Origin of the sequence: Rhizobium mulingense (assembly GCF_029194105.1) — a bacterium.
Taxonomy (GTDB): Bacteria; Pseudomonadota; Alphaproteobacteria; order Rhizobiales; family Rhizobiaceae; genus Rhizobium; species Rhizobium mulingense.
Genome location: NZ_JARFVE010000002.1, coordinates 70,196 through 87,574 on the forward strand (window position 1 = coordinate 70,196; position 17,379 = coordinate 87,574).

18 protein-coding genes and 2 pseudogenes are annotated in these 17,379 nt (G+C 61.8%); 13 read left to right on the forward strand and 7 right to left on the reverse strand.

The features are described 5' to 3' along the window. Positions 1-282: 282 nt before the first annotated feature. Together PYR71_RS00510 and PYR71_RS00515 are read left to right on the forward strand one after the other, a co-directional pair. Positions 283-924 (forward strand): DUF47 domain-containing protein, encoded by a 642-nt coding sequence (locus PYR71_RS00510; protein WP_183918750.1) that lies wholly within the window; start codon positions 283-285, stop codon positions 922-924. Continuing rightward, a complete protein-coding gene (locus tag PYR71_RS00515; RefSeq protein WP_275617841.1) occupies positions 924-1,937 on the forward strand; it encodes an inorganic phosphate transporter in 1,014 nt (337 codons plus the stop codon). The genes PYR71_RS00510 and PYR71_RS00515 overlap by 1 nt, the downstream gene beginning before the upstream one ends. Before the next feature lie 31 nt (positions 1,938-1,968). Here the strand turns inward: PYR71_RS00515 and PYR71_RS00520 are convergent, their stop codons facing one another. Together PYR71_RS00520 and PYR71_RS00525 are read right to left on the reverse strand one after the other, a co-directional pair. Beyond that, positions 1,969-2,286: a pyrophosphohydrolase domain-containing protein gene (locus tag PYR71_RS00520; protein ID WP_183918748.1), complete on the reverse strand. Its 318-nt coding sequence runs from the start codon at positions 2,284-2,286 to the stop codon at positions 1,969-1,971. Between the two features lie 83 nt (positions 2,287-2,369). Continuing rightward, positions 2,370-3,662 carry a D-alanyl-D-alanine carboxypeptidase family protein gene (locus PYR71_RS00525; RefSeq protein ID WP_275617842.1) on the reverse strand — a complete coding sequence of 431 codons (1,293 nt, stop codon included), beginning with the start codon at positions 3,660-3,662 and terminating at the stop codon, positions 2,370-2,372. A 216-nt stretch (positions 3,663-3,878) separates the two neighbouring features. Here PYR71_RS00525 and PYR71_RS00530 point away from each other — a divergent pair, with 216 nt between their 5' ends. Next, the gene (locus tag PYR71_RS00530; RefSeq protein WP_275617843.1) at positions 3,879-4,916 is read left to right on the forward strand and encodes a polysaccharide deacetylase family protein; all 1,038 of its coding nucleotides are present in this window, start codon (positions 3,879-3,881) and stop codon (positions 4,914-4,916) included. Between the two features lie 4 nt (positions 4,917-4,920). On the opposite strand, the gene pdxH is transcribed toward PYR71_RS00530, so the two are convergent. Next, positions 4,921-5,541, reverse strand: coding sequence for a pyridoxamine 5'-phosphate oxidase (pdxH, locus tag PYR71_RS00535; RefSeq protein ID WP_183918745.1), 621 nt, complete (start codon positions 5,539-5,541; stop codon positions 4,921-4,923). A 65-nt stretch (positions 5,542-5,606) separates the two neighbouring features. Here pdxH and PYR71_RS00540 point away from each other — a divergent pair, with 65 nt between their 5' ends. The 4 genes from PYR71_RS00540 (at position 5,607) to PYR71_RS00555 (ending at position 9,080) form a co-directional block, all read left to right on the forward strand. Continuing rightward, positions 5,607-6,065, forward strand: a complete 459-nt coding sequence (locus tag PYR71_RS00540; protein WP_275617844.1) for an RT0821/Lpp0805 family surface protein — start codon at positions 5,607-5,609, stop codon at positions 6,063-6,065. A 282-nt stretch (positions 6,066-6,347) separates the two neighbouring features. Beyond that, a complete protein-coding gene (locus tag PYR71_RS00545) occupies positions 6,348-7,529 on the forward strand; it encodes a DnaJ C-terminal domain-containing protein (protein ID WP_275617845.1) in 1,182 nt (393 codons plus the stop codon). A 121-nt stretch (positions 7,530-7,650) separates the two neighbouring features. Continuing rightward, positions 7,651-8,469: an enoyl-ACP reductase FabI gene (gene fabI, locus PYR71_RS00550; RefSeq protein ID WP_085777195.1), complete on the forward strand. Its 819-nt coding sequence runs from the start codon at positions 7,651-7,653 to the stop codon at positions 8,467-8,469. Between the two features lie 20 nt (positions 8,470-8,489). Next, entirely contained in the window at positions 8,490-9,080 is a 591-nt protein-coding gene (locus PYR71_RS00555; RefSeq protein ID WP_183918742.1) for a histidine phosphatase family protein, read from the forward strand. A 20-nt stretch (positions 9,081-9,100) separates the two neighbouring features. Here the strand turns inward: PYR71_RS00555 and PYR71_RS00560 are convergent. Together PYR71_RS00560 and PYR71_RS30780 are read right to left on the reverse strand one after the other, a co-directional pair. Further along, positions 9,101-9,295: pseudogene (locus PYR71_RS00560) on the reverse strand (type II toxin-antitoxin system HicA family toxin). 4 nt (positions 9,296-9,299) lie between these two features. Beyond that, positions 9,300-9,538, reverse strand: a pseudogene (locus PYR71_RS30780) (DUF1902 domain-containing protein). A 437-nt stretch (positions 9,539-9,975) separates the two neighbouring features. Between PYR71_RS30780 and PYR71_RS00570 the strand changes: the two are divergent. After that, a complete protein-coding gene (locus PYR71_RS00570) occupies positions 9,976-10,455 on the forward strand; it encodes a class I SAM-dependent methyltransferase (RefSeq protein WP_323115716.1) in 480 nt (159 codons plus the stop codon). Between the two features lie 167 nt (positions 10,456-10,622). Here the strand turns inward: PYR71_RS00570 and PYR71_RS00575 are convergent, their stop codons facing one another. Continuing rightward, entirely contained in the window at positions 10,623-10,883 is a 261-nt protein-coding gene (locus PYR71_RS00575) for a DUF1344 domain-containing protein (protein ID WP_003569889.1), read from the reverse strand. 341 nt (positions 10,884-11,224) lie between these two features. On the opposite strand from PYR71_RS00575, the gene aroC reads away from it, so the two are divergent. Together aroC and ribB are read left to right on the forward strand one after the other, a co-directional pair. Next, entirely contained in the window at positions 11,225-12,322 is a 1,098-nt protein-coding gene (aroC, locus tag PYR71_RS00580; RefSeq protein ID WP_275617847.1) for a chorismate synthase, read from the forward strand. Positions 12,323-12,330: 8 nt separating this feature from the next. After that, on the forward strand, positions 12,331-13,434 hold the full coding sequence (gene ribB, locus PYR71_RS00585) for a 3,4-dihydroxy-2-butanone-4-phosphate synthase (protein ID WP_275617848.1): 1,104 nt from the start codon (positions 12,331-12,333) through the stop codon (positions 13,432-13,434). A 448-nt stretch (positions 13,435-13,882) separates the two neighbouring features. Here ribB and PYR71_RS00590 read toward each other — a convergent pair whose 3' ends face one another. Next, the gene (locus PYR71_RS00590; RefSeq protein WP_183918739.1) at positions 13,883-15,073 is read right to left on the reverse strand and encodes a winged helix-turn-helix domain-containing protein; all 1,191 of its coding nucleotides are present in this window, start codon (positions 15,071-15,073) and stop codon (positions 13,883-13,885) included. A gap of 330 nt (positions 15,074-15,403) precedes the next feature. Between PYR71_RS00590 and PYR71_RS00595 the strand changes: the two genes are divergently transcribed. From PYR71_RS00595 to PYR71_RS00605, 3 genes are read left to right on the forward strand one after another with little or no spacing between them, the layout of a single operon-like run. Continuing rightward, a complete protein-coding gene (locus PYR71_RS00595) occupies positions 15,404-16,078 on the forward strand; it encodes an energy-coupling factor ABC transporter ATP-binding protein (protein ID WP_275617849.1) in 675 nt (224 codons plus the stop codon). Further along, positions 16,078-16,686: an energy-coupling factor transporter transmembrane component T family protein gene (locus tag PYR71_RS00600; RefSeq protein ID WP_183918737.1), complete on the forward strand. Its 609-nt coding sequence runs from the start codon at positions 16,078-16,080 to the stop codon at positions 16,684-16,686. The genes PYR71_RS00595 and PYR71_RS00600 overlap by 1 nt, the downstream gene beginning before the upstream one ends. A 23-nt stretch (positions 16,687-16,709) precedes the next feature. After that, positions 16,710-17,273, forward strand: coding sequence for a biotin transporter BioY (locus PYR71_RS00605; protein WP_183918736.1), 564 nt, complete (start codon positions 16,710-16,712; stop codon positions 17,271-17,273). The last annotated feature ends 106 nt before the right edge of the window (positions 17,274-17,379 follow it).

Below are 17,379 nucleotides of genomic sequence, written 5' to 3' on the forward strand. Positions count from 1 at the left end.
CGTCAGCCACCATTGGTCGGGAATTATTTGTGGCGGACGCCATGTGGATCTCCAGGTCAATGGTGGAATGAAAGCCTGGGCTGTGTCGAAGGACAATGGACCAAGGTTCGGTGACCGACAATGTTCTTCAACTGTGCTCCTTTTTCAAGGCGCCATTGTCACAAATCTGTCATAAACTGAAATTTGCCCCTATCTCTTCAAAGGGATAGGGTTTAGGACGGCTGTCACATAAAGGGGTTGCTCTCATCGTCGATAGCGCAAATCAGGGATCGCGAGGTATTCATGCTGGGTTGGTTTCGAAAGTTGATGCCGCGCGAAGACCGGTTCTTTGTGCTCTTCGAACAACATTCCACGACGATCGTCGAGGCCGCACAGGCTCTGGACAGGTTGCTGTCGGGAATAGAGATCGAACATCAATGCGAGACGATCGTGCGGTTGGAAGACCAGGCCGACGACATTACCCGCGAAGTCATGCTTGCGGTCCGGCGAAGCTTCATCACGCCTTTCGATCGCGGCGACATCAAGGATCTCATCCAATCCATGGATGATGCGATCGACATGATGCACAAGACCGTCAAGACTATCCGGCTTTTTGAGCAGACCAGCTTCGATCCTGGCATGCGGGAGATGGGCAAGACCGTCGTCGAGGCCGCCAATCTCATTGCCGAAGCCATTCCGTTGCTTGATCGCATGACTGCCAATGCGCCGCGACTGTCCGCCATCGTCGAACAGGTAACGCGCGTGGAAGGCCGATCCGACGAGCTGCATGAGCTAGGGCTCAAGGATCTGTTTCGCAGACATGGCGCCAACAATCCGATGGCCTATATGATCGGCAGCGAGATCTACGGCGAGCTGGAGAAGGTGGTCGACCGTTTCGAGGACGTCGCCAACGAGATCAGCGGCATCGTGATCGAGAATGTCTGATGGATGCCACCCTTGCTCTTCCGCTTCTCGTCGGCCTTATCGGCGTCGCGCTGCTCTTCGATTTTCTCAATGGCCTGCATGATGCGGCCAATTCGATTGCGACAATCGTATCGACGCGGGTTCTGAGGCCGCAATATGCGGTCTTCTGGGCGGCGTTCTTCAATTTCATCGCCTTCCTGTTCTTCGGGCTTCATGTGGCCGAGACGCTCGGCACCGGCATCATCGATCCGGCTATCGTCACGCCGCAGGTGATTTTCGCCGCCCTGATCGGCGCCATCGCCTGGAATGTCTTGACCTGGATATTCGGCATTCCCTCCAGTTCCTCCCATGCGCTTGTCGGCGGCCTGGTCGGGGCGGGGCTTGCCAAGACCGGATTGAGTTCGATTGTCTGGAGCGGCCTCCTCAAGACCGCTGCCGCAATCGTCATGTCGCCGATGATCGGCTTTCTTCTCGCCCTGTTCCTCATCCTGGCGGTGACCTGGACCTTCATCCGGCAGACACCTTTTGCGGTCGATCGGTCCTTCCGTTTCCTGCAGTTCGTGTCGGCGTCGCTCTATTCGCTTGGTCATGGCGGCAATGACGCACAGAAGACCATGGGCATTATTGCCGTGCTTCTCTATTCGCAGGGCTACCTCGGCGACAGTTTCCACGTGCCGCTCTGGGTGGTGATTTCGTGCCAGGCGGCCATGGCGCTCGGCACGCTCTTCGGCGGCTGGCGCATCGTGCATACGATGGGTTCGAAAATCACCAGGCTGAACCCGATGCAAGGCTTCTGCGCCGAAACGGGCGGCGCCTTGACGCTCTTCGGCGCCACCTGGCTCGGCATCCCCGTTTCGACAACTCACACCATTACCGGGGCCATCATCGGCGTGGGCGCCGCACGGCGCGTCTCCGCGGTCCGGTGGGGCCTTGCCGGCAATATCGTGGTCGCATGGGTTGTCACGCTGCCGGCTGCGGCGATGATTTCGGCGCTTTCGTTCTGGCTCGTGACCGGAGTGAACAAGATCTTCTAACGTCGATGCCGTCCGGCAGAAACTGCAATTCTTAGGTGTTCGCCGTCTGCATCGGCTGAAACCGCCACTTGCGTTCGATCGCCGCGGCAAGATCGATATCGTTGCGGCGGGCAAACAGCAGCAAGTGGCCGAGCAGGTCGGCGGTCTCGTCGGCCAGATCGCGCCGCATTTCCTCGGGCGAACGGCCTTTGGCACGGCCCCGGCCGGTCAGCCGGTTCCACGCCTGTGTCAGCTCGCCCATTTCTTCCTGCAGCTTCAGGAGGAACCAGTCGGCATCGCGTTCGATGCCGTTGGCGGCGACATGGGCGGCGGACGAGGTTTCGAACTGTTCGGCAAGACGACGCAACATCGGCGTTCTCCTTTTGTTTATGGAAGAGACGCTGATTCCCGCTGCTTGTCCAGAGGGGATTGCCTTGAGTCCCGGGGTCCAGATCAGCCGTGGTCCGGCAACAGCATGCAGTCGTAGGAGCGCTGCTTCAGCGCGTCGCAGGCCGAAACGGCGGCATCCTTGCTGGCGAAGCCGACGAAGCGGGCGCGATAGATCTTGTTGGCGCCCGTCCCGACCGCCTCGGTATAGGGCGAAGCGGAAACGAGCGGCGCGCCGCCTTCCGATTGCGCTTGGGCGAGAAGCGCGCGCGCCGCATCGGCGCTCGGCGCGGCCGAAATCTGGATCTGCCAGGTCCCATCGGCCTTTTCGGCCGATGGCTTGACCGTCTTGCCGGCGGCGAGGATTTCGTCCATCGCGGCCGGACGCTCCAACGGCACGACCGCATCGTCGGCATAGGCCAGACTGTTGGCTCCGAGGCCGTTCGGCGCGGCATCGCCGGCCGAGCGCGGCGCGTTGAGCGGCACCGGAACGTCGGACGCATCGGCGGCGGAAGCGACTTCGACGGCCTCCTTGGCGCCGACGCTCGCCATCAGCCTGGCGCCGCCGGAGGCACGGCCGAGATAGCGATCGAGCAGCGCCGCCATCTTGGCGTCGCGGCTGCGGGCGGTGCGGCCGCCGAGCACGACGCCGACGACACGGCGGTTGCCGTCCTTGACGGCGCTGACGAGATTGAAGCCCGAGGCATTGGTATAACCCGTCTTGATGCCGTCCATGCCCTGGTAGCGGTACATGAGATTGTTGTGGCCGCGCACGGTCTTGCCGCGGAAATTGAAGCTCGCCATCGAAAACAGGCGGTATTCATTGGGATAATGCTTCATCAGCGCCACGCCGAGCGTCGACATGTCGCGCGCCGTCGTCACCTGGCTGCTGTTCGGCAGGCCGGATGCGTTGACGAAGACGGTGCGGCTCATGCCGAGCTGGCGGGCCTTTGCCGTCATCATCCGTGCAAAACCGCTCTCCGAGCCGCCGAGCGTCTCGGCCATCGCGGCGGCAGCATCGTTGGCGGATTTGACGATCATGCCATAGACCGCCTCGCGCACCGTGATGGTGCCGCCCGCCTTGACGCCGAGCTTGGTCGGCGGCCGGGCGGCAGCATATTTCGACATTTGGATCGGCGTATCCCAGGCGATCCTGCCGCGTTTCAGCGCCTCGAAGGTGAGATAAAGCGTCATCATCTTCGTCAGCGAGGCGGGGTGGTTCAGCGTGTCGGCGTTTTCGGCGGCAAGGACCTTGCCGGTGCGGGCATCGAGGATCAGCGAAGCGTTGCCGGCAAGAGCCGCAAGCGGCGCCGAGACGGCCAGCGTTACGGTCAAAACAGCCGCCAATAGCTTTCTCATGGAATCCCCCTGATGCGCTGGCTCTTGATGGGCCGGCCCTGTGTCGTAATGTGACAGAAGCCGCAAGTTTGTCGCGACTTTGCGGCAACGCTTACCATTTTTCTAGTCTTTTCATCGCCTTGGTTAACAAAAAACCAAAGAAGCTGTGCGAAAATCGGGATTCAGCAAGGCTTAAGCCGCTGTTGCTAGTTTGTCGCAAAAGGCAATGGGCGGCGCATGAGGGGACAATTGAAGCAACTGGCAAAACGCGCGGCGATCGGCGCCGGGCTCGAGGCATCCTGGCTGCTCGCGGCGGCCGGGTTGATGCGCCAGGCGCGCGGGCGCGGCGTCGTCTTCACGCTGCATCACGTCCGCCCGCATGTGACCCAGCCTTTCGCGCCGAATGCGCATCTCGAAATCACGCCTGACTTTCTCGACGCGGCGCTCAGGCGGCTGGCGCGGGAGGGCTATCGTTTCGTGCCGCTCGATCGGATGCCGGCGCTGTTGGCGGAGCCGGAGGGCGGCAGGCCGTTTGCGGCCTTCACGCTCGACGACGGTTACCGCAACAATTTGGAGCATGCGCTGCCGGTGTTCGAACGGCACCAGGCGCCGTTCACGGTTTTCGTCAGCCAGGGTTTTGCCGAAGGCTCCCACAGCATCTGGTGGGAGACGCTCGCTGTTCTCCTGCGCCAAGCAACCGAAATCCGGTTCGATTTCGGCCGCGGCAGCGAGCGGCTGGCGCTCGAAAGCCCGCGGCAACAATGGGACGCCTTCGACCGCTTTGCCGCTTACATCCACCGTTCCGACGAGGCACGCGCCGTCGCCGCCATCGACAGCCTGGCGCGGGAAAACGGCCTCGAGCCGGCGAATATCGTGCGTGAGCTGGTCATGGAGCCGGGTGAGCTGCAATGGCTTGCCAGACATCCGCTCGCCGCACTCGGGGCACACACGATCAGCCACCGCGCCCTTGCCCGCCTGCCAGCAGCCGAAGCGCGGATAGAGATGCAGGTTTCGGCCGATTATGTCGAGGGGCTGACCGGCATCCGCCCCGATACGATCGCCTATCCCTACGGCACGCCGCAGGCTGCCACCGCCCGTGAGGCGCGGATTGCCTGCGATCTCGGCTTTTCGGTCGCCGTCACCACGCAGCCCGGGCTGCCGGCAGCCGCCAGCACCGCCTATTTGCCGCGCATGTCGCTGAACGGCTTCTACCAGAAGCGACGCTACGTCTCAGCCCTTGCTTCCGGCATACCGCTGAAGCTGATGGGCAGGTAAACCGTCACGGATACATCCGCACCTTTTCCCACGCGCCTTCCGGCGACGGCCGGCGAAATTCGATACGGTCATGCAGACGGAATTTCTGGTCCTTCCAGAATTCGATCGAGGTCGGCCGGATGCGAAAGCCCGACCAGTGGGCGGGGCGTGGAATTTCGCCGAGGGCGTAGCGCGCCGTATATTCGGCCACCGCCTTCTCCAGCGCGAATCGGCTCTCGAGCGGGCGGGACTGTTTGGAAGCCCAGGCGCCGATGCGGCTGCCGCGCGCCCGCGTTTGGAAATAAGCGTCGGCTTCGGCGTCACTCACAATCTCGACAGGGCCGCGCAGCCGCACTTGGCGGCGCAGGCTTTTCCAGTGGAAACACATGGCGGCTTTCCTCTGCCCCAAGATTTCGAGACCTTTCCGGCTCTCGAAATTGGTGTAGAAGACGAAACCGTCGTCATCGAATCCCTTCAGGAGAACCATGCGGACATTGGGAAGACCATCCTCGTCGACCGTCGCCAGCGCCACGGCATTCGGGTCGTTCGGTTCGGAGGCCTCCGCCTCCTTCAGCCATTCGGCAAAGAGCTTGAAGGGCTCGCCACTTTCGGTAAAGTCACCGCTTGTTAACTCGTTTGCCGACATATTGGTTCAAATGCCCCGGATTGTTCAAAATTCGCCCAGTTTTTCATAACTGGACAGGATGCAGGGTGGAAGTCATAGCAAAGTCATATCGCCATACAAAGGGTCTGCGGCAACGCAGCTGCGCCTTCCTGGTCATCGGCGCCGCAATGCTGTCGCTCTCCGGTTGCGTTGGCGGCGGCATGGATTTCTTTAGCGAAGCCAAGGTCGACCGGTCGGTGGCAACAGGCACGGTGCCGCAGACGCCGCCGAGCACCGACACGCTGTCTGACGAGATGACGGTGCGCAACGCCGTGACTTCGGCCGATGTGAACAAGCTCGAAGGCCAGCCGCTTCCCTGGGCGAATGCATCGACCGGCAGCGCCGGCGTTATCGATACGATCGTCGAAAACAATGAGGCGGGCCAGGTCTGCCGGCAGTTCCGCACGACACGGCACTCGTATGTCGGCATCGCCAAATTCTACGGCAAGACCTGCCTTGTCGGCGGCGGCAACTGGCAGCTCCTGAGCTTCCAACCGGAGAGCTGATCCGGCGGGAAAGTTGACGCTAATCCGGCGCGCCGACAGGTTAACGGCCGCCGGCTTTCCACCCAATGCTTAGCAAAGAGCTAACCATTTCCGGCAAAACACTCCCAATCCCTCCACAGAAATAAGAAGTGATTAGCAACTCGGCCGCACGATCGGCGTTGAGAGTGGCTCTGCTTGCCTTTGCGGCCGGTGGCGCCTCACGGCGTTGATATTGGACTTTGATATTGGGCGGGGATGCCGGGCAAGGACAGGCGCCCGCATCACAACACCGGCGGTTTTGACATGCGCGATCCATACAAAATTCTGGGCGTCAAACGCGACGCGGCGGCGGACGAGATCAAGGCAGCCTGGCGCAACATGGCGAAGGCTGCGCATCCCGATCACAACCAGGATGATCCGACGGCGAACGCCCGGTTCGCCGAGATCGGCCGTGCCTATGAAACCTTAAGAGATCCGCGCAAGCGCAGCCTGTTCGACAATGCCGTGCGGATGGCGGAAGCCAAGAAGCAGGAACAGACGATCATGCAGCAGCGCCAGGCCGCGCGTGAGGCTGCAGCCCGCGCCAAGGCGGCCCAGGCAAACGCCGAGCGGGTGATGGAAGAGCTCGCCCGGGCTGCCCAGAAGACCGCGGCCGAAGGCTCCAGGCAGCAGGCCGCTGCTGCCGAAGGCGCCGAAGAGATGGTCGAACGCATTTTTGGGGCGCAGACACGCGCTGCGGCGGGCGGCCGCGCGCAGCAAGCCCAGAATCAGCAAACCCAATACCAGCAGAGTCATAATCAGCAGATGCAAGGCCAGACGCAGGCCGAAGCGGGCAAGCGGGCCGATGGCGACGCCGCCGAAGCCGAGGAGGAAACCGGCGAGGCGTCAAACAATGCAGGCGTCAACCTGCCGCTGCCGCTCAGCATTCTGACATCGCTGGTGCGCCGTTTCACCGGCGCCAAGGATGCGGGCCTCGAAAAGGCGCCTGACGAGGTGACGACGGCGACGGTGACGATCGACGACGTGCTGAAGAGCGGCTGGATCACCGCGTCGCTGCCGGAGGGTCGCGAAATCGGCTTCGCCTTGCCGGCGGGCACGACGGATGGTCACGAGATCCGGCTGAAGGGACAGGGCTTCAAGCTGCCGGGCATGCAGCGCGGCGACGCCGTCGTCAATATCCGCATCGCCCCCGATCCGCGCTTCACCGTCGACGGTTTCGACCTGCACGCCGTGCTGCCGCTCAGCATCGAAAACGCCGTGCTCGGCACCGAGGCGCGCATCGATGGACCGGCCGGGCCGCTTGATATCACCGTTCCCGCATGGTCGGGCTCGGACAAGACGATCCGGATTTCCGGCCAGGGATTGCCGCGGGAAGACGGCAGCAGAGGCGATCTCGTCGTCGAATTGCGCATTATTCTGTGGGAAAAACCCGACGACAAGATCACCGATCTCATGCGCAGCATGCGCGAAGGCCTGTTTTTGTGAAATTTTTACGACATTCGCACCCTTTGTTACGATCCCTAACAGTTGATGATCCAGGCCAAGCTTGAACCGATTAACGGCCTATGCCATAGGCAGGATCGATCAGAATCCTAGGGAGCGAAATATGGCTCAAGCATCCGGCCTCATGGCAGGCAAACGCGGCGTCATCATGGGTGTCGCCAACAATCGTTCGATTGCGTGGGGTATTGCCAAGGCCATTCATGCGCAGGGCGGAGAAGTTGCGCTCACCTATCAGGGCGATGCGCTGAAGAAGCGTGTCGAGCCGCTCGCCGCCGAAATCGAAGCGACGCTCGTCGGCCATTGCGACGTCGCCGACGAAGCCACCATCGACGCGGTTTTCGAGAATGTCGAAAGACTGTGGGGCAAGATCGATTTTCTCGTGCATGCGATCGGCTTTTCCGACAAGGACGAGTTGACCGGCCGCTACATCGACACCTCGCCCGACAATTTCAATAAGACGATGCAGATCTCCGTCTATTCCTTCACCTCGGTCGCACGCCGCGCCGAGAAGCTGATGACGGAAGGCGGCTCGATGCTGACGCTGACCTATTACGGCGCCGAGAAGGTGATGCCGAATTATAATGTCATGGGTGTCGCCAAGGCCGCCCTCGAAGCCAGCGTCAAATATCTCGCCGTCGACCTCGGGCCGCAGAACATCCGCGTCAACGCCGTCTCGGCCGGGCCGATCAAGACGCTCGCCGCCTCCGGCATCGGCGATTTCCGCTATATTCTGAAGTGGAACGAATATAACGCCCCGCTGCGGCGCACCGTCACCATCGAGGAAGTCGGCGATGTCGGCCTCTATCTCCTGTCCGACCTTTCGCGCTCGGTCACCGGCGAAGTGCACCATGCCGACAGCGGTTATCATGTCATCGGCATGAAGGCCGTCGACGCGCCGGATATTTCGGTCGTCAAGGACTAAATGCCTCCGGAGTCTGGACCGTGCTTATCTATGTGATCAGACACGGTCAGACGGACTGGAACGCCGAGCGCCGCCTGCAGGGCCAGAAGGACATTCCGATGAACGCCATCGGCCTGGAACAGGCCCGGCGGAACGGCATTGCGCTGGCGGAAATTCTTGGCGAAACGGTGGGCGAATTCGATTTTGTCGCCAGCCCGCTCGGGCGCACGCGCGCGACCATGGAAATCATGCGCGCCGCCATGGGGCTGCCGCCGCTTGCCTATCGCACCGATCCGAGGCTGGTGGAGATTTCCTTCGGCGACTGGGAGGGCTCTACGCTCAAGGAGTTGAAGGCGACGCAGCGCGAGCGGGTGGCGGAACGCAATGCCTCGAAATGGGATTTCATCCCACCCGGCGACGACGCGGAAAGCTATGAGATCCTCTCCTGGCGCACCGGCTCATGGTTGCGCTCCGTCGATCGCCCGACCGTCTGCGTCACCCATGGCGGCGTCATCCGCACGCTTTTCCAGATGGTCGCCGACCTGCCGAAAAGCAGCGCGGCGGAAGGCGGGATCCCGCAGGACCAGATCGTCAGGATCGACACCAAGGAGCGGACGATCGTCTGGCTGTAGGCATCGTTACTACGTCTCGATCAGAATGCCTTCGGAAGTCCGGCCTGTTTCAGCGTTTCATTGGCTGTATGGCGAGATTTTACGCCATGATCGACGGTGAAGTGGCGGTTGGAAATCGGGCTCTACCAGATTTCTTGATCGCCCTTCCCCGGTCGCACGTATTCGCAGCCACCTTTCAACGGCAACTCCTTAAGTTCGCGGAGATAGCCGGCCATGCGCTCAGTAAGTTGGATTAGGAATGCGAACGCTGTTCGGCTGATATGAACGGGGATTTCCGGCGGGCTCGAGGTGAAGCCGTTCAATTCGAAAAGATCGGTGATCGCTGCGACAACCTTCGGCTCGAGTGCTTCCAGCGTATCAGCCTCGACGGCCAGCCCCTCGATATCATTGCTGCTGGCAACCCAAACGCCTGCCTCTTCATCCCAATCCGCGCGCACTATGATCGAGGCGTGCTTCATATGATCAGTCGCCGTAGCGGACTCGCAATTCCACTGGTTCTTGAAAGAAGCTCTAAAACCCCACCACCCCTACCTCCAATGACTATAGAAATCGGGGCGGCATACCGAGTTCGCCGCTACGGCGCGGCCAATTGCTGCGCTTGCAGTCGTCTGCCCGTTGAGCTAGTATAGTTAATGAGTTGAGCTAGTATAGCGTAGGAGGGCATGAGTTGAGGTAGAATATCTTAGGGGGGGAGTAATGAGATATGACGCGAGGTTTTCTTTCGGAGGGTAAATTTAGCCCGACATCAATTAGTAATCCATTCCGGACGAAGCGGCTCGATCGGTTCCTAAACATAGTCGGGGGAGTCTTGGCGCAACGGCCCTCATGCAACATTCTAGATATCGGCGGGACCGCGAGCTATTGGAATACATATGGGCACAAGATCCCGAAAGGCGTGACGATCTCTCTGGTAAACCTCACCCAGGAAGAGGTTATGGAAGGCGACATCGTCTCCTCCTTCATAGGAGACGCCAGGAGCTTAGACAGCTTCGCAGACAAATCGTTCGACATCGTGTACTCGAACTCGGTGATAGAACATGTCGGCCTCTGGCGAGACATGGCCGCGATGGCCGGTGAAGTGCGCAGACTGGCGCCCAGATATTTCGTGCAGACCCCAAACTACTGGTTCCCGATCGAGGCCCATTATAGGCTTCCCTTCTTCCACCTCCTGCCAGATCCGATTAAGCAATCGCTTTTACTTAGAAACCGCCGTGGGTTCGTCCCCAAAGCGTCGGACATCGGGGAAGCCTCCGCGCTGGCGCAGTGCGCGTTCCTCCTGACGAAGAGACAGATGCGGTTTCTGTTTCCTGAAGCCACAATCGAGCAGGAAAAATTCTTCGGTCTCACCAAATCGTTGATGGCCATCAAGGAGTGACGTGCTAGTCCACTGCCCAAGTCACAGGGGATGTGACCGCCGTCCTAACCCCAGCACCTACGTCGTGCGGTGGTAGCTGATGACGGCTTTGCGCCGAACGCGGCCGTTGGTAGCATTTGCTACATAATTCCGGAAATTTATACGTCAATCCAGGAGGTTAGGCCTGCCTATTTGACGATGTCGAGATCGTTGATGACGCGCTTGCCGTCGACTTCGGTGTAGAAGACGATCACTTTGACGCCGGCTTCGAGGCCGTCGAAATTGAATTCCTCCGGCGCCTGATAGGTCTTGCCATCGTCAAGCGTCAGCACGAGATTGGCCGTGTCGACCTTCTTGATCGTCGCCTCGACGTCGGCGCTCTCGGCAAAGCCGCTCATCGGCGACAGGAAACTTGCTGTGGCCAAAAGCGTGGCGACGACGAAACGCATGGCAACAATCCTTTTGAAACGCTGCACGAGAACACTGGCCACAGATAAGCTCCTGAATATGGCGAAAATTGCCCGTAAGAATGGCTTTTCCCGCCCAATTGATGAATAGGATTTTAAATATAATCAAGATGCCGCGTTAATCATGGCGTCCTCCCGCGGCGTCTGCCTCCGCCGTCGTGGCGGCTACCCTTTCCCGAACCCGGAAACAGGATTTCCGCAGCTGCCGGTTTCGCGCAAAGAAAGGCTTTTGCCTCGGCGGCTTTTTGGCCTATGAGTGACGCGCCTTTTCAAGCAATGGCGCGGCCGGTGGCGACCGGCCCTGGCGCCGCCCGTGGGAACACATGTCGCACAATACATTCGGTCACCTCTTCCGCGTAACCACCTGGGGCGAAAGCCATGGTCCGGCGCTCGGCTGCGTCGTCGACGGCTGCCCTCCTGGCCTGCGTTTCAAGCTCGCCGATCTCCAGGTCTGGCTCGACAAGCGCAAGCCCGGACAATCCCGTTTCGTCACGCAGCGGCGCGAGGACGACCTTGTGAAGGTGTTGTCAGGCGTCATGCTGGATGCCGACGGCGAGACGATGACGACGACAGGCACGCCGATCTCGATGCTGATCGAAAACACCGACCAGCGTTCCAAGGATTATGGCGAGATCGCCCGGCAATACCGCCCCGGCCACGCCGATTATACCTATGATCTCAAATATGGCATCCGTGACTACCGCGGCGGCGGCCGTTCCTCGGCACGCGAGACCGCAGCCAGGGTTGCGGCCGGCGGCATTGCCCGCCTCGTCGTTCCCGGTGTGACCGTGCGCGGGGCCTTGGTGCAGATCGGCAAACACAAGATCGACCGCCGCAACTGGGATTGGGAGCAGGTCGGGCAGAACCCGTTCTTCTCGCCGGACGCGGCGATCGTGCCGGTCTGGGAGGAATATCTGGACGGCATCCGCAAGGCCGGCTCCTCGATCGGCGCAGTCGTCGAAGTGATCGCGGAGGGCGTGCCCGCCGGCCTTGGCGCGCCGATCTATGCCAAGCTCGACCAGGATATCGCCTCGCTGCTGATGTCGATCAACGCCGTCAAGGGTGTCGAGATCGGCAACGGCTTTGCCGCCGCCGAAACATCGGGCGAAGACAATGCCGACGAGATGCGCATGGGCAATGACGGCACGCCGATCTTTCTTTCCAACAATGCCGGCGGTATTCTCGGCGGGATCTCGACCGGGCAGCCGGTCGTCGCGCGTTTCGCCGTCAAGCCGACCTCCTCGATCCTGACCGAACGCCAGTCGATCGATGCCGACGGCAAGAATGTCGATGTCCGCACCAAGGGCCGGCACGACCCCTGCGTCGGCATCCGCGCCGTGCCGATCGGCGAGGCGATGGTCGCCTGCGCCGTCGCAGATCATTATCTTCGCGACCGCGGCCAGACCGGCCGTCTGAAATAGGAGCGTCCATGTCTTACGATCAGAAACGCGTCGTCGACGCCATCAGGGCCTTCGAGGCCGGCGAAATCGTCGTCGTCATGGACGACAATGACCGGGAGAACGAGGGCGACCTGATCGTCGCCGCCGTCCACACCACGCCGGAGAAGATGGCCTTCATCGTGCGCCACACATCCGGGATTGTCTGTGCGCCGATGCCGAAGGAAGAGGCCAAACGCCTCAACCTCAACGCCATGGTGGCGGAAAACGACTCGGCCCATACGACCGCCTTCACCGTCTCGGTCGATTTCAAGCACGGCACGACGACGGGCATTTCCGCCGACGACCGGACGCTGACGGTGCGCAACCTCGCCAATCCGAATGTCGGGGCCGCCGATTTCGTCCGGCCCGGCCATATCTTCCCGCTGGTTTCGCGCGAAGGCGGCGTGCTGATGCGCTCGGGCCATACGGAAGCCGCCGTCGATCTCTGCAAGCTTGCCGGCCTGCCGCCGATCGGCGTCATCTCCGAACTCGTCAATGATGACGGCACCGTCACCCGCGGGCCGCAGGTTGTCGAATTCGCCGAAAAGCACGGGCTGAAGCTCGTCTCCGTCGCCGACCTCATCGCCTATCGCCAGCGCAAGGAAACGTTGGTCGAGCACGGCACGAGCTTCGACATCGACACGCGCTTCGGCAAGGCCAAGGCGCATACCTATTCCCTGCCCTGGGACCCGATGCAGCATCTCGCCGTTGTCTTCGGCGACATCCGCGACGGCGTCGACATCCCGGTGCGCCTGCATCCGGAGAGTGTCGCGGAAGATCTCTTCGGCAAGAACAGCCCGGTCGATTTCTACATGGAGAAGATTGCCGCCGAAGGACGCGGCATCATCGTCTATCTGCGCGAGGGCTCCGTCGGCGTCGGACATTACGACAATGGGCGCAAGGCCCGCAACCAGGGCCGCGAAGCCCATGCCGAGGCGCAGAGCCGCGAAAGCGAATGGCTGGAAATCGGCCTCGGCGCCCAGATCCTCAAAGACCTCGGCGTCAGCTCGATCAAGCTGCTCACCAGCCGCGAGCGCCACTATGTCGGCCTGGAAGGTTTTGGCATCAAGATCAGCAAGACGGAGATTTGCTGAGGTCTCTCCTTCCTTACCGTGATCAATTCAAGCCGTGACTGACTGTCTGATTTCGGCAGAGTATTATGCCGAAAAAGTGTGGGCGGTTTTCGGACGACATCCTGCTCTAACTCTTTAATTTAGAACGGGATTCAGATTTTAGGCCGACCGGGCCTAAAATCATCCTGTTCTAGCGGATGGCGGCTGACACGGGCATCTGCGCTGTGAATGGGTGCCTCCTGTGCACCCCGCTCTCCGTCATGCTCGGCCTTGAGCCGAGCATCCACACCGCGTCCACCGGCAGTCGTGGCATGGATCCCAGGCTCAAGGCCTGGGATGACGGAGAGCGTGGTTGACGTTGTTGCCAAACTCGCCGTCGGCCTACAGAGAGGCACCGCTGCTGGTGTTACATTCGGCCCGCACTTATTACGGTCTCCCTGGAGGGCGCGGAACGTCAGCGGATAATTCGCTACCCCCTCCACCCCTCGAGCAACACCACCTTCTCCACGCCGGCAAACCGCGCCACCCGCTCCAGTTCCGCTTCCAGCTTTTCCAGCCTTCCTGCCGACGGCTTGACGCCCGGTTCCAGCCAGAGCCGCCTGACATCGAGCGTCGATTTCTTCCGGTCCGCCTTCATGTCGATGCGGCCGATCAGCCTGTCGCCTTCGAGCAGCGGGAAGACGTAATAGCCATATTCGCGCTTGGCTTCCGGCACGAAGACCTCGATGCGGTAGAAGAAGCCGAACAGCCGTTCGGTGCGGTTGCGGTCGCGGATCATCGGGTCGAAGGGGCTGAGCACGCGGATGCGCGGCGGTGCGTCGGGATGGCTGTCGAGCGTCGAGAAGAAATCGGCAAAGGCCCAGGAGGCGCGCGCCCTGTCGCCGGTCGCCGGCTCGATCAGCACTTCGGTCAGTTCGTCGCGATGGGCTGACACCCAGGCCTTGGCCTCGTCAGGCGAAACGAGGTTCCAGAAGGCGGCGATCTCCCCATGCGTGGCAAAACCGAGGCGGGTGAGCGCGCTACGGCAGGCCCAGTCGACGAAGTCTTCGCGGTTGACCTCCGGCTCGCGGAATTCCGCCGGAATGACCCGCTCCGTCAGATCATAGATCTTCTGGAAGTTCGAGCGGCCGGCGATGGCCAATTTGCCGGTGTGCCAGAAATATTCGAGCGCCGTCTTGTTGGGATGCCAGTTCCACCAGCCGCCGGACACGTGGCCATCGGCCTTGACGTCGCGCGCCAGCATCGCGCCGTCGCGAAGGACACGCTCATAGGTCTCCTCGAAGGCCGCCTCGAAACCCTCGCCGCGCCATTTGCGCCAGCGCTCGACCAAGACCTTTTCCTGATGGCGGAACTTGTGCTTCCAATAGACGAAGAAGGCGCTGGGCAGAATGGAGGCATCGTGTGTCCAGTGCTCAAACAGCGCTCGTTCCTTCTCGAGCAGTGCCTTCAGATGTTCGCGCCTGTAGGTCTGGTTGCGGGAAAACAGGATCTGATGATGCGCTCGCTCTACCGTCTGGATGCTGTCCACCTGGACGAAGCCGAGATCATGGATGAGCTGCAGCAGGCCCTGCTTGGTCAGGGCGCGGTTCGGCGGAGCGCTGAGGCCCTGCTTGGCGAGAAAGACCCGGCGGGCGTCGGAATTGGAAAGCAGATTCGTCATGCGGCCATCATATCGCGGAAAATCTTCCTAGCCACCCGATATCGCGATTTGCTCTTCATCAAGCCGATGTCCCCGTATAGAAGCATTGCTGTCCGGTTGGCGCCAGTGGCTGCCCCTCACCCTAACCCTCTCCCCGCCTGCGGGGCGAGTGGACCTGCCCTGCGAGAGCGAGTGGGAAAGGAGAGGTCGCGGCATGTCCCTTCGGAGCCCCGCAAGCGGGGAGAAGGTGGCGGCAGCCGGATGAGGGGCTGGTGTCGGCAATCTCGTGCCGTGACGCTTCCCGCACGACATTGATCCTGATCGTAAACGGACAGGATACGAGGGACTGATTTGGACATACAATTCGAAGGCGCCGGGGTCAGTTTCGGAACGCGGGTAGCGCTGGAACCGCTGACGCTCGGCATCAGCGGCAAACGCATCGGCGTCATCGGGCTCAACGGCTCGGGCAAGACCACGTTCGCTAGGCTGATCAACGGGCTGACCAAGCCGACGGTCGGCCGCGTCACCGTCAACGGCCGCGACACGGCCGATGAGAAGGCGGCGGCGGCCGATGTCGGCTTCATCTTCCAGTCGCCGCAGAACCAGATCATCCTGCCGATCGTCAGGGACGACATTGCCTTCGGGCTGAAGCGGCGCGGCTTCAGCAAGGCGGAGATCGAGGCCAAGGTCGAGGGGGTGCTCGCCCGCTTCGGCGCCGAGGCACTCGCCGATCGCCGGGCGCACGAGCTTTCCGGCGGCGAGTTGCAGGTGGCGGCGCTCTGCTCGGTGCTGGCGACGGGGCCGGGCATCCTCATCCTCGATGAGCCGACCAACCAGCTCGACCTCAAAAACCGGGCGCTGGTCGAGAGCATCATCGCCGGGCTGCCGGAAAGCGCCATCGTCATCACCCATGATCTCGAATTGATCGCCGGGTTCGAGCGGGTGCTCTTGTTTCATGAGGGGCGGCTTGCCGCCGACGCGCCGGCGAGCGAGTCGATCGCCCGCTACAGGGAGATCGCCGCCTGATGCAGTCGCTCTATGTCGAAGGCAGCAGCGTGATGCACCGGCTTTCACCGCGGCTGAAACTCCTGTCGCTGACGACCTTCGGCATCGTGCTGTTCATCACCGACAACCTCGTTCTGCTTTCGATCGCCGCGCTGATGACGGCGGTCGTCTATCGCATGGTCGGCCTGCCCCTCGGCGAGGCGCTCAGGCGGCTGCGGCCGGTCTTCCTGACGATCGCCGTCGTGGCGCTGTTCAACCTGATCTTCAATCCGTGGCAGCAGGCGCTCGTGCCATTGTTGCGGCTTACGGCGCTGATGCTGCTGGCCGCCACCGTGACGGCGACGACTTCGATCACGGAGTTCATCGACGAGGTGACGGCGCTTGCCCGCCCGCTCGAGCGCACCGGCCTCGTGCAGGCCGACGATATCGGCCTGGCGCTTGGGCTGGTGCTGCGCTTCGTGCCGGAGATTGTCGAGCGTTATCAAGCGATCCGCGAGGCGCACAGGGCACGTGGGCTGAAGGTCCGGCCGACGAGCCTGCTTGCGCCGCTGATCATCCTGACGCTCCGAGATGCGGATAATATCGCCGCGGCGATTGACGCGCGCGGCATTCGGCGGCATGTGAGTTAACGATTGATAAACAGGAATCCATGATGAGCACTCGCGACCTCGTCCTTACCGCCCTCTTTGCCGCGATCATCGTGGCGCTCGGCCTGCTGCCGCCGATCTCGCTCGGCTTCATTCCGGTGCCGATCACCGCCCAATCGCTCGGCGTCATGATGGCCGGTGTCGTGCTCGGCGCCCGGCGCGGCGCGATTTCCGTGCTGATCGTGCTGCTGCTCGTCGCCATCGGCCTGCCGGTGCTTTCCGGCGGCCGCGGCGGCCTTGCCATCTTCGCCTCGCCGACGGCCGGCTTCCTCGTCGGCTGGATCTTCGGTGCCTTCGTCACGGGATATCTCAGCGAGCGCCTGGTCAACCACGGGCAATCCGGCCTGGTGCAGACGGTCAGCTTCTTCCTCGCCGCCATGGCCGGCGGCATCGTCGTGCTCTACGCCTTCGGCATCGCCTATCTCGCGACCGTCGCCGGCCTCGGCTTCACCAAAGCCTTCGTCGGCTCGATGGCGTTCATCCCGGGCGACGTCATCAAGGCTTTCGTCGCAGCCCTGCTCGGCCGCGCCGTCATGGTCGGCTACCCCCTGCTGCCGGCGCGCGCCTAAGGCGCCACGATCGCAAATACATGCAATGGCCGTCTTCACCCGAAGGCGGCCATTTGCGTTTGTGGCACGCCAAGATCGCTTGCCTGCGGCGCAGGCTCTTCGTCTC